The organism is Bradyrhizobium ottawaense, assembly GCF_002278135.3.
Classification (GTDB): domain Bacteria; phylum Pseudomonadota; class Alphaproteobacteria; order Rhizobiales; family Xanthobacteraceae; genus Bradyrhizobium; species Bradyrhizobium ottawaense.
Map to the genome: position 1 here is coordinate 6740849 of NZ_CP029425.2, position 11322 is coordinate 6752170.

10 protein-coding genes are annotated in these 11322 nt (G+C 64.1%); 6 read left to right on the top strand and 4 right to left on the bottom strand.

The annotated features are described in order from the left end of the window. Positions 1–13 precede the first annotated feature (13 nt). Positions 14–2164, top strand: coding sequence for an adenylate/guanylate cyclase domain-containing protein (locus CIT37_RS31820; protein WP_095424386.1), 2151 nt, complete (start codon positions 14–16; stop codon positions 2162–2164). A gap of 8 nt (positions 2165–2172) precedes the next feature. Here CIT37_RS31820 and pobA read toward each other — a convergent pair whose 3' ends face one another. After that, positions 2173–3345 (bottom strand): 4-hydroxybenzoate 3-monooxygenase, encoded by a 1173-nt coding sequence (gene pobA, locus CIT37_RS31825; RefSeq protein ID WP_038972016.1) that lies wholly within the window; start codon positions 3343–3345, stop codon positions 2173–2175. Positions 3346–3394: 49 nt separating this feature from the next. On the opposite strand from pobA, the gene CIT37_RS31830 reads away from it, so the two are divergent. Continuing rightward, a complete protein-coding gene (locus tag CIT37_RS31830) occupies positions 3395–4300 on the top strand; it encodes a helix-turn-helix domain-containing protein (protein WP_028142296.1) in 906 nt (301 codons plus the stop codon). Positions 4301–4641: 341 nt separating this feature from the next. Then, positions 4642–5253, top strand: coding sequence for a LabA-like NYN domain-containing protein (locus CIT37_RS31835; protein ID WP_038949569.1), 612 nt, complete (start codon positions 4642–4644; stop codon positions 5251–5253). Between the two features lie 24 nt (positions 5254–5277). On the opposite strand, the gene pcaG is transcribed toward CIT37_RS31835, so the two are convergent. Both pcaG and pcaH read right to left on the bottom strand, forming a co-directional pair. Continuing rightward, complete coding sequence (pcaG, locus tag CIT37_RS31840) at positions 5278–5904, bottom strand: protocatechuate 3,4-dioxygenase subunit alpha (RefSeq protein ID WP_028142294.1); 627 nt, start codon at positions 5902–5904, stop codon at positions 5278–5280. Positions 5905–5907: 3 nt separating this feature from the next. Beyond that, positions 5908–6696 (bottom strand): protocatechuate 3,4-dioxygenase subunit beta, encoded by a 789-nt coding sequence (gene pcaH, locus CIT37_RS31845; protein ID WP_038972019.1) that lies wholly within the window; start codon positions 6694–6696, stop codon positions 5908–5910. Between the two features lie 101 nt (positions 6697–6797). On the opposite strand from pcaH, the gene CIT37_RS31850 reads away from it, so the two are divergent. The 3 genes from CIT37_RS31850 (at position 6798) to CIT37_RS31860 (ending at position 10659) form a co-directional block, all read left to right on the top strand. Next, positions 6798–7718 carry a LysR family transcriptional regulator gene (locus CIT37_RS31850; RefSeq protein WP_038949568.1) on the top strand — a complete coding sequence of 307 codons (921 nt, stop codon included), beginning with the start codon at positions 6798–6800 and terminating at the stop codon, positions 7716–7718. A gap of 79 nt (positions 7719–7797) precedes the next feature. Next, entirely contained in the window at positions 7798–9102 is a 1305-nt protein-coding gene (pncB, locus tag CIT37_RS31855) for a nicotinate phosphoribosyltransferase (RefSeq protein WP_095424387.1), read from the top strand. A gap of 249 nt (positions 9103–9351) precedes the next feature. Then, complete coding sequence (locus CIT37_RS31860; RefSeq protein WP_095424388.1) at positions 9352–10659, top strand: GGDEF domain-containing protein; 1308 nt, start codon at positions 9352–9354, stop codon at positions 10657–10659. Between the two features lie 12 nt (positions 10660–10671). On the opposite strand, the gene CIT37_RS31865 is transcribed toward CIT37_RS31860, so the two are convergent. Continuing rightward, positions 10672–11292 (bottom strand): TetR/AcrR family transcriptional regulator, encoded by a 621-nt coding sequence (locus tag CIT37_RS31865; protein ID WP_161966511.1) that lies wholly within the window; start codon positions 11290–11292, stop codon positions 10672–10674. Positions 11293–11322 lie beyond the last annotated feature (30 nt).

Genomic DNA, 11322 nt, shown 5'->3' on the forward strand with positions numbered 1-11322 from the left:
CTGCGACCGGGCGATGCGGCGGATCGGGGGACGGGACATCGTTGCGGCGACCCTGATTGCGCTCCTCACGGGCGCGATCTTCACGTCGCCGCCGCTTCAGACCCTGCAAGGCCTTTCGCTCGACATCCTCACGGCGATGCGCGGGAGGCTTCTCGGCGACAGCCGCAACACCGCGACATCGCCGGTCGTCGTCGTGGCGATCGACAGTGAAACCTACGACACACCACCGTTCAAGGGATCGCCGACGCAGACCTGGACGCGCGAGATCGGCCGGGTGCTCGGCAGCGTCACCGAGGGCGGCGCCAAGGTGATCGGCTTCGACGTCATCTTTCCGAGCTCAATCGAGCAATCGGAGATTCCTTTTGGCGACACCGCCGTTGGCGGCCGCATGAAGGGATTCGATCGGGATTACCTAATCGCGCTTCGGCAAATCTCCGACAGCGGCAAATTGGTGCTCGGCGAAATCCTGAGCAATGACCATCCGGAAGTGCCCTATCGCGCCCAGCAAGTCGCCGTGCGCAACACCGTGCGGGCGCTCAATGTCCACACCGACCACGACGACGTCATCCGACGGATGCCGCTGAGCTTTGCCATCGAGGGGCGGCCGGTCCCCGCGATGGCGGTCGAGCTCGCTGCGCGCGCGGCGGGCGCAAAGCCCGAGATTGCGTCCTCTGGCGCGACCGAATTGTCCGGCTACGCGATCCCGAGTGCCGTGCCGAACACAATGACGCTCAACTTCCGAGGGCTGGGACGCGACATCCCGACCTTCTCCTTCGTCGATCTGCGCGCCTGCGTCGAAAAGGGTGACCGCGACTTTTTTCGCCGCGCTTTCGACGGCAAGGTCGTTCTGCTTGGTACGGTCCTGAATTTCGAGGACCGCAAGCTCACCTCGATGCGCCTGTCCGGCGGGTATGACGGCACGCCGGCGGCACGATGTGCCCTGCCCGCGCCGGCAAGCACTGTGCAGAAGTCCCGCAGCGACGTCGCCGGTGTGTTCGTGCACGCCACCGCGGTCCGAAATCTGATCGAGCGCGATGCCGTGACCGAGCTCGGCTTCCCGATGCGTACCATTCTCACAATCGCGTTCGCGGCGATCATCGCCTGCGCAGCCTGCCTGCTCGCACCGAGTGGCGCGCTGCTCACGTGGTCCGCCCTCACCCTCGTTTATGCAGCCGTAGCCGTCAGCGCGTTCGTCCATGCCTTGGCGCTGCCGCTGACGGAGCCGGCACTCGCCAGCCTTGCCGCGCTCGCGATCATGATCGGCTACCGATTCATGCTGGCCGATCGCGACGAGCGCTTCCTGCGCAAGAGCTTTGCCTTCTATCTCGCGCCCGAGGTCATCGAGACCATGGTCACCTCCGGCAAGATGCCGGCGCTCGGTGGCGAGATGCGCAACGTCACCATGTTCTTCTCAGACCTCAGCGGCTTCTCGTCCATTGCCGAGACCATGACGCCGGGAGCACTGGTGACGCTGATGAACGAATATCTGTCCGCCATGACGGATATCATCGAAGGTCATGGCGGTTACGTCGACAAATACATCGGCGATTCCATCGTCGCGATGTTCGGTGCACCGGCCGACGATCCCGCACACGCCGCCAACGCCGTTCGCTCCGCGCTGAAGTGCCATGAGAAGCTGTCGGAGCTCAATGCGAGCAATCCCGCCTTCGCCGGTCACGGCCTGTCGCATCGCATCGGGCTGAACAGCGGCGAAGCCGTGGTCGGCAATATCGGCTCGCGCCGCCGCTTCAATTACACCGTGATGAGCGACACCGTGAACGTCGCCTCGCGGCTCGAGGGCGCCAACAAATATTACGGCACCGCGATCATGGCCTCGGAGACGACGATGACGCAGAGCGGCGACGCCTTCGCCTGGCGCGAGCTGGACGCGATCAGGGTGCTGGGCCGCGGCGAGGCCATCAAGGTGTTCGAGCCGTTGGCGAAGAGGGACGTGGAGAGTGCCGAACAGGCGAAGGTGACCGCAGCTTATGCGGAAGGACTGGCGTGCTGGCGTGCAAGGGAGTTTGCGAAGGCGGCCGATGCGTTCGGGCAGACGGCAAAGACCGATCCGGCGTCGGCGCTGTTTGCAAAACGCGCCCAGGCATTCACCGCCAATCCGCCGCCTGCGGATTGGACTCCGGTGAATACGCTGGAAGGGAAGTAGCGGCCGCCTTAAAACGGCAGGCCCACGTAATTCTCAGCGAGCAGGCGCTGCGCCGTCTCGGATGAGAGAAGATAATCCAGCTCGGTCTGCTGAAGCCGATCCTCGTATTCGAGCCGGTCGGGAAAGCGATGCAGCAGCATCGTCATCCACCAGGAGAAGCGCTGCGCCTTCCAGATCCGCGCGAGTGCCTTGGCGGAATAGCCTGCAAGGCCGGAATCATCACCGCTCTGATAATGCGCGAGCAAGGCGTGGTAGAGATAATAGATGTCGGACGCCGCGCTGTTCAGCCCGCGCGCCCCTGTCGGTGGCACGATGTGAGCGGCATCGCCGGCGAGGAACAGCCGGCCATAGCTCATCGGCTCGGCGACGAAGCTGCGCAGAGGCGCGATGCTCTTCTCGATCGACGGCCCCGTGATCAACTTGCCGGCGACCTCACCCGGCAGGCGGCGCTTCAGCTCGGCCCAGAACGCATCGTCGCTCCAATCCTCGACCTTGTCGGTCAGCGGCACCTGGATGTAATAGCGGCTCAGCACCTGCGAGCGCAGCGAACAGAGCGCAAAGCCGCGCTCGTGCTTCACGTAGATCAGCTCGGGCGACACCGGCTTGGTGCGCGACAGTACCCCCAGCCAGCCGAACGGATAGACCTTCTCATATTCGCGCAGCACATCCCTCGGGATCGACTTGCGGCTGACGCCGTGAAAGCCGTCGGCTCCGACGATATAGTCGCAATCGACACGGACAGTCTCGCCGTTCGCTCGATAGGTCACGTAGGGCCGATCCGACGTCAGATCATGCGGCGTCACGTCCTGCGCATTGTGCACGACCTTGCCGCCGAGGCGGTCCCGCGCCTCATAGAGATCGCGCGTCAGCTCGGTCTGGCCGTAGACCAGCACCGAACTGCCGCCGGAATGCTTGTGCAGATCGATCTTGGACAGCACGCCGTCATGGGCGATCTCGAAACCGGTGTGGATCTCGCCCTCGCGGTCCATTCGCTCGCCGCACTGCGCCTCGCGCATCAACTCGGCGAAGCCGTGCTCGAGCACGCCGGCGCGGATGCGGGCGAGCACATGGTCGCGGCTGTATTTCTCCAGCACGACCGCGTCGATGCCCTTCAGGTGCAGCAGCTGGGACAACAACAGCCCGGACGGCCCGCCGCCGATGATACAGACCTGAACCTTCATTCTTGCGTCCTCCGTCGGCACTTTTTTGCAGATTTGGCGGCGCAGACCGATGGAGGGTTTCGCCATTGTCTTGTACTATTCGAACATGAGAGGCGCGCTCCCTGCCCCGGCGATCCGGGTCTACAATTTGTTCGGCGAGTCCGGCGATCTGCCTGACGTCGTGCATTGCGAGACCATCGCGTCCCGCTCGGTGCTGCACGACTGGACCCTGGCCGTGCACCGCCATGCCCGGCTGCACCAGGTGCTGCTGATCGAGCGCGGCGGCGGCGAGGCGACGCTCGATGGGCGGGTGGTGCCCTTGAAGCCGGCGCAGATCGTCAACGTGCCGGTCGGTCATGTCCACGGCTTCCGCTTCGTGCCTGATACGCAAGGGTGGGTGCTGACCATCGCCGCGGAAATTCTGGACGAGGCGCTGCTCGCCGCCGAGGGCCTGCGCGGTGCGCTGGCGCGCTCGGCCGTGGTGCGCGGAACGCCGCAGATCCGCGCCACCATGAAGCAGATCTTCGCCGAACATGCCGCGCGCGATTTCGGCCGCGCGCATGTGCTGCGGGCGTTGTCGTCGGCCATGATCGGGCTGGTGGCCCGCGCACTCACGAGCGAGAGCGGCGGCAACGGCACGGTCGAGTCCAGCCTGTTCCGCCGCTTCGAGGCGTTGCTGGAGCAGCATCACCTGGAACGCTGGAGCGTCGCGGACTATGCCGAGGCGCTGGCGGTGACGCCGACACATCTCAACCGGATCACGCGGGCGGCGACCGGCGATACCGCCTCGCACCTCATCCTCAACCGGCTGATCCGCGAGGCGCGACGCAACCTCGTCTATACCAATTTGCCGATCTCGACGATTGCCTACACGCTGGGCTTCGAGGACCCCGCCTATTTCAGCCGGGTCTATGCCGCGGCCACGGGGGTGTCACCGCGCGCCTTTCGCACCCAGCTGCATGGTGATGAAATTTGACACGCCGGACGAAAGACCGAGCGCGCCCATGTTTGAAGGCGACATTGCCGCAATGGGGCGCAGCCACTTACCTTCGTATATCGGGTCCTATCCTTTGCATAAAAGCCCCTTACCTCAGTACAATTGAGCAGGGCCTGCTCGCGCCTTAGCGTGGCTGCATTCGGCGCCCTGGCGCTGGTGGCATGGAACCTCCCTTACCTTGGCGCAAGACGGCCACCCCTGTCCGGTCGTCTGCGCCGCTTTTTCAGTAAGTCATCGGCGCCTTCAGTATTTTCCGGCCGACATACCGTACTCTGACAGCTGATCGGCCAGCTTTCGTGTGGACTGGAGATTTGAGCACAATGTCTTCGATTGAGAAGATCGCACTCTTTATCGACGGCTCCAATCTACATGCCACCTCCAAGGCGCTCGGCTTCGACATCGATTACAGGCGTCTGCTCGGCGAATTCCAAAGCCGGGGTGTGCTGTTGCGGGCGTTCTACTACACGACCCTCATCGAGAATCAGGAGTATTCGTCGATCCGCCCGTTGATCGATTGGCTCGGCTATAACGGATACACCGTCGTCACCAAGCTTACCAAGGAGTTCGTCGACGCCACCACGGGCCGCCGCAAGGTGAAGGGCAGCATGGATGTCGATCTCGCCGTAAGTGCGATGGAGCTCGCCAAGCACGTCGATCAGATCGTGCTGTTCTCGGGCGACGGGGATTTTCGTTCGCTGGTGGAAGCCCTGCAACGCCGCGGCGTCCGCGTGACGGTCGTCTCCACACTCTCCACTCAGCCACCCATGGTCGCCGACGACCTGCGCCGACAGGCCGACATATTCATCGACCTGGCAGAACTGAGACAAAGGGTCGGGCGCGATCCGGCCGATCGGCCGGGATCGCGCGAAATGCGTCAGTCGCCGCAATTCCTCGCCCGCGGAGCGATCAATCGCGGCGATCCGGTGGAGTGATCCTGCCGGACGGCGGCCGGATCCTCACACGTCGAAGAACACTGTCTCCTCCGGCCCCTGCAGATGGATCGTGAAGGAATACACGACCTTGCCGGCGCGGTCGCTGCGCTTTGCGATCAGCGTCGAACGCCGGGCCGTCTGTTCGATCAGGTTGAGCACGGGGTCGGCGGCGTTGGCAGCCTCTTCATCCGAGAAATAGAGCCGCGTGTTGAGGCCGATGTTGATGCCGCGCGCGACGATCCAGACATTGATGTGCGGCGCGCATTTCCGGCCCGCCTTGTCGACGATCGCGCCCGGCTTGATGGTCTCGAAGGTGACGAGACCGCTCTCGAAGTCGGAGCCGGCGCGGCCCCAGCCGCGAAACTCCTGCTCCAGCGCGCCGGCCGTACGGTCGGCCGGATGGTTGTAGCGGCCGGCCGCATTGGCCTGCCAGATCTCCAGCAGCACGTCGCGCAGCGGCGTACCGGTGCCATCGAGCACCTTGCCTTCCAGCGTGATGCGCTCGCCTTCCGTATTCGGCGTCGTCAGGACATTCGAGAAGTTCTTCTCGAAGATGTCGAAGCCGGCCATCGCCGGGATCAAGCCGATATGGACGTAGGGCCCCGCCGTCTGCGAGGCGGTTTCCTTGAGATAGTTGAGCGGCTGCGGCATGGCTCAGTTCCCCGCGGTGCGGTTTTCAAAATAGGTGGAGCGCTGGCCGCGCAGGACGATGTCGAAGCGGTAGGCCAGCGAGTCGAACGGCGTCGAGGCATTGAGGTCAAGCGGCGCCACGAGACGGTCGAGCGCATCCTTGTCCGGGATCGTCGTCAGGATCGGACAAACCGGGATCAGGGGATCGCCCTCGAAATACATCTGCGTGATCAGCCGCTGCGCAAAGCCCGAACCGAACACGGAGAAATGGATGTGGGCGGGACGCCAGCTGTTGACGTAGTTGCGCCAGGGATAGGGGCCCGGCTTCACGGTGCGGAAATAGTAGTAGCCGGTGTCGTCGGTCAGCGCGCGGCCGCAGCCGCCAAAATTCGGGTCGATCGGCGCCAGATAGGTGTCCTTCTTGTGCCGGTAGCGGCCGCCGGCATTGGCCTGCCAGAACTCGACCAGCGTGTTCGGAACGCCCCGGCCGGTCTCGTCCAGCACGCGGCCGTGGACGATGATGCGCTCGCCGACGGGATCGCCGTCCTTGGCGTAGTTGCGGATCAGATCATTGTCGAGCGGGCCGAGATCGTTGTGGCCGAACACCGGCCCCGTGATCTCCGAGACCGAACCCTCCAGCGACAACAGCGACTGGCGCGGCGAGCGCAGCACCGAGGATTTGTAACCCGGCGCATGCGCCGGCGGATGAATCGAACGATCCCGCTGGAAGAAGCCCCCGTCGCCGAGCGGCGGCGTCAAGGGCTCGGGGCGGTTGAGGCGGGGATCCCGCAAGACTGGCGCCTGGGCATTCATCGTGTCTCTCCCTGGGGCGCCCGGGTCCGGACGCGCGGCTTGTCGGGAGATCATGGGGCCGGTCTATTCCACAGATAAATAGATCGATTATAATATATTGCATGAAAGAAATCGATCATTTGGCCCTCGACGGCCACGCCCTCGAACTGTTCCTCGCCGTGCTGGAGGAAGGCTCGGTCACGGCGGCCGCCACCCGGCTCGGCCTGACGCAGTCCGCCGTCAGCCACGCCCTGAACAAGCTGCGGCGAATCGCGGGCGATCCGCTGTTCGCCAAATCCGGCCGTGGCATCGTCGCAACTGCGCATGCGCAAGCGTTGGCCGCGAAGGCGCGCGCACTGATCGACGAGATGCGGAGCTTTGCCGGCGGCGTCAGCTTCGAGCCGCCACGCGCGCAGCTCTCGCTGACGGTCGCCGCCAATGACTTCCAGCGCGATCTGCTGCTGCCCCGGTTCTTCGACCATGTCGCCGGCCAGGTGAAGAGCCTGAACCTGCGCGTGATCCCCTCGCAATCGCCTTCGCCCGCGATGCTGCGCGAGAACCGCTGCGATCTCCTGATCACGCCGCTGCCGCCGTCCGGCATCGACATCGTGCAGAAGCGCCTGCTCCAGGACCATTACGTCTGTTACTTCGATGGGAAGGCACGCACCGCGCCGGCCAGCCGCAGCGCCTATCTCGCCGCGCGCCACATCACCGTCGTCTATACCGACAATGAGCGGCTCGACTTCGACCGCCGGCTGGCGGCCAACGGTCTTCACCGCGACATCGCGATCTCGGTGCCGAGCTTTTCCGGCGTGCCGTCCTTCTTGCGCGGCTCGCAGATGCTGGCGAGCATGCCGAGCCTGCTCGCATCCGGCGTGATGCGCGGCTTCGCGCAAACGCGCATACCGCTGGCGTCCCGCACGCGGACGCTGGCCGAGCTGCCGATGTTCATGGTCTGGCACCAGCGCTATCAGAAAGATCCGGCTCATCGTTGGGTCAGGAGCCAGCTCGAGACGGTCGCAGCGACGGCTGCCAAGGCCTGATCGCCGTTACCGCCTTTCGGAAGACCACCCCTCGCCAAACCCACTGGTTGCGCGCGGGCCGCCGCGCTAAAATCCCCCCATGACAGTGACCGATATTGCGAGCCGGACCTACAATCACAGCTGGCGGCTGGACCCCATCATCCGCAGCCTGCTTGATACCGACTTCTACAAGCTATTGATGTTGCAAATGATTCGGGAGTCCTACCCGAACCAGCAGGTGACTTTCTCGGTCATCAACCGCTCGCGCCACGTGCGGCTCGCCGAGATCATCGACGAGGGCGAGCTGCGGGCCCAGCTCGACCATGCCCGCACCATCCGCTTCACGAAGAAGGAGCTGATCTGGCTGGCCGGTAACACCTTCTACGGCAAGACCCACATGTTTTCGGCGGACTTCATCCGCTGGCTGGCTGAATTCCGCCTCCCCGAGTATGAGCTGCGCAAGGTCGAGGGCCAGTACGAATTGCATTTCCACGGACCGTGGACCCACACCACGATGTGGGAGATCCCGGCGCTCGCGATTCTCAACGAGCTGCGCTCGCGCGCTGCGATGAAGGGCCGCGGCCGCTTCGAGCTCGACGTGCTCTATGCCCGCGCCAAGGCCAAGCTGTGGACGAAGGTGGAGCGGCTGCGCAAGCTGGAGAATCTGCGTCTGTCCGACTTCGGCACACGTCGCCGTCACGGCTTCCTCTGGCAGCGCTGGTGCGTGGAGGCGGTGAAGGAAGGCCTCGGTCCGTCCTTCATCGGAACCTCCAATGTGCTGCTCGCGATGGATAATGATCTCGAAGCCATCGGCACCAACGCGCATGAGCTGCCGATGGTCGCCGCGGCACTTGCCAGGGACGACGAGGAGTTGCGCTGGGCGCCCTATCGCATTCTCGACCAGTGGCGCCAGACTTATGGCGGCAATTTGCTGATCGCGCTGCCCGACGCCTTCGGCACCAAGGCCTTCCTGCGCGACGCGCCGGAATGGGTCGCGGACTGGACCGGCTTCCGCCCCGACAGCGCGCCGCCGATCCAGGCCGGCGAGGAGATCGTCGCCTGGTGGGAAAAGAAGGGGCGCAATCCCAAGGACAAGCTGCTCGTCTTTTCGGATGCCATGGATGTCGGCTCGATCGAGGAGACCTATCACCACTTCGCCGGCCGGGTGCGGCTCTCCTTCGGCTGGGGCACCAACCTCACCAACGACTTCGTCGGCTGCCCGCCGGACGGCTCGTTCAATCTCGATCCGATCTCGATGGTCTGCAAGGTGTCGTCGGTCGATGGCCAACCGGCCGTCAAGCTCTCCGACAATCCGGAAAAGGCGACCGGCATGCCCTCGGAGATCGAGCGTTATCTGCGCGTGTTCGGCGACGCCGGCCGCGTCCGCAAGCCGGTGCTGGTCTAACGGCGCCGTCGAGACTCTCTCGATCGGGTAAACCGCGCACGACGAATGCGAGGCATTGCTTCGTCGATGCCCCGCTTTGTCCGATTTACCGGCATTTGAAGCGATCTGCGCATATCGGCTTCACAGCGCTTTCACCCTGCGATGCAGTCTCCCCCGCCTTTCAGGCCGAGTTAAGCAACCATATCCTCTACTTCGCGTTGCAGGCGCAGCGCTCCGCTGGGGGTCATTGCGCGATTTGGGGAACGCAGGGTGTTTCGCAGAACAGCGACGTCGACGAAGGGACACAGCTTCCTTCATGTCATCAAGCTCGTCTCGCCTTTCGTGATGGTCGTCGTGCTCCAGGCGGCGATCGCGGGATTCAGTCTCGAGGTGATGTCGTCGGTCCGCGCCTATGTCGCGGGCGAAGCGATGTGGTCGCGCTCGCAGAAGAACGCCGTCTATTTCCTCAATCTCTATTTGCATTCGGGCGATGCCAGCCAGTTCACGCAATACCAAGCCTCGCTTGCCGTTCCCATCGGTGACGAGTTCGCGCGTTGGGCGCTCGAGCGCGATCCGATCGACGTCGAGGCCGCCCGCATCGGCTTCCTGCAAGGCGGCAACCATCCCGATGACGTCGCGGGATTGATCTGGCTGTTTCGCTACTTTAATCGCGTCAGCTTCCTTCAGGAAGCGATCCGCGAGTGGGCCGCCACCGACCCCATGCTGCTCGAACTAAGCGTCTTCGGCGAAGTCATCCGGTCCGAGTTGGAGAACGGTCCTGTTCGAGACGCAAGCCGGCTGCAATTCCTGTCGTCGCGGCTCTCCGAGCTCAACACCCAGTTCACGGTGCATGCCAACCGGTTCTCCACCGTGCTTGGCGAAGGCTCCCGCGCCATCAAGCTGACGCTGACCGGCCTCAACATCGTCACCGCCGTGACGCTGATCCTGCTCCTGATCTGGCACACCAGGCGATTGGTACTGCAGCGGCAGGCCTTCGAAGACGCCCTGCATGCCGAGAAGGAACGCCTGGCGTGGCAGGCATCGCACGACTGGCTGACCGGCCTGTCCAACCGCCGCGCCTTCGAGGCGCGCCTGCAAAGCGAGCTGGACGTTGCCGCGGCGGGATCGCTGGGCCTGATCCTGCTCGACCTCGACCAATTCAAGAACGTCAACGACAGCTGCGGGCACCTTGCCGGCGACAGCCTGCTTTGCCAGGTCTCCCGCCTCCTGCAACAGGATCGGCATCCGCGTGACCTGGTGGCCCGGCTGGGCGGCGACGAATTCGGCCTGATCCTGCCGCAGTGCTCGCCTGCGAACGCGGTCGACATCGCCGAACGGCTGCGGCGATCGCTTGAGCTGTTCAGCTTCGCCTGGGACGATCGCTACTTTGCGGTGACCGCCAGCATCGGCGTCACCTGCATCGCCGACGCCAGCACCACGCTCGAAGGCGCGATGCGGCGCGCGGACGCCGCCTGCTATCGCGCCAAGGAAAAGGGACGCAACCGCGTTCAGGTCGACGGCGGAAGACCTGATGTCATCGTCGTTGCAGCCCGACCGCGCGAGGTCGCGCGCGCCTGACGCTCTCCGTCGTCACCGCGGCGACACGATCCCGAGACCCACCAGATGCGCATCGATGAATTGTTCGACCTGCTGACGCAGCATCTGCGGCGGCACGGCCACCATGCGCTCCTCGAGACCGAGCGAGATGATGCCATGCACGGCAGAAAACAAGGTGCGCGACAACAGCGCGATCTTCACGTCATCCGCATCCGGTAGCAGCCGCACCAGGGGCGGATGCATCAGCGCAAAAGCGTCCATCACCATCTGCAGGATGTCGTCGGGATAAGGACGGTCGTCCTCCATCCGATGCTCGAACAGCGAGCGCAGCAGATTGGCGTGCTCCGCGAAGAATTCCAGATAGGTCTCGGCGAGCCCGTAGAGCTGGCGCACGGGGTCATCGGCCGGAACCCCGCGAAGCCGGGCCGTGAGGGCCTGAACGGTCTCCCGATTGACGGTCAGGATGACCCCGTCGAAGTCGCCGAACTCGTTGTAGACGCTGCCGACAGAGCAGCCGGCGGCCTCTGCAACGTCCCGAACCTTCAACGATCTCAATCCTTTAGTTGCGATAATCCCCCGGGCAATCTCCAGGATCTGGAGCCGTCGCCGATTTTTTTTCTGATCCCGCAGCGATTCTTCTTGAACATTGTTCATTTTCGAGCTACTCATGTGAACATTGTTCAA

Excerpts from the sequence above, each read along its gene's own strand:
- CIT37_RS31835 (WP_038949569.1), top strand. The coding sequence starts at position 4,642 with ATGTCTTCGATTGAGAAGATCGCACTCTTTATCGACGGCTCCAATCTA.
- pobA (WP_038972016.1), bottom strand. The coding sequence starts at position 3,345 with ATGAAGGTTCAGGTCTGTATCATCGGCGGCGGGCCGTCCGGGCTGTTG.
- pcaG (WP_028142294.1), bottom strand. The coding sequence starts at position 5,904 with ATGCCGCAGCCGCTCAACTATCTCAAGGAAACCGCCTCGCAGACGGCG.
- CIT37_RS31820 (WP_095424386.1), top strand. The coding sequence starts at position 14 with ATGCGGCGGATCGGGGGACGGGACATCGTTGCGGCGACCCTGATTGCG.
- CIT37_RS31850 (WP_038949568.1), top strand. The coding sequence starts at position 6,798 with ATGAAAGAAATCGATCATTTGGCCCTCGACGGCCACGCCCTCGAACTG.
- pncB (WP_095424387.1), top strand. The coding sequence starts at position 7,798 with ATGACAGTGACCGATATTGCGAGCCGGACCTACAATCACAGCTGGCGG.
- CIT37_RS31830 (WP_028142296.1), top strand. The coding sequence starts at position 3,395 with ATGGAGGGTTTCGCCATTGTCTTGTACTATTCGAACATGAGAGGCGCG.
- pcaH (WP_038972019.1), bottom strand. The coding sequence starts at position 6,696 with ATGAATGCCCAGGCGCCAGTCTTGCGGGATCCCCGCCTCAACCGCCCC.
- CIT37_RS31865 (WP_161966511.1), bottom strand. The coding sequence starts at position 11,292 with ATGAACAATGTTCAAGAAGAATCGCTGCGGGATCAGAAAAAAAATCGG.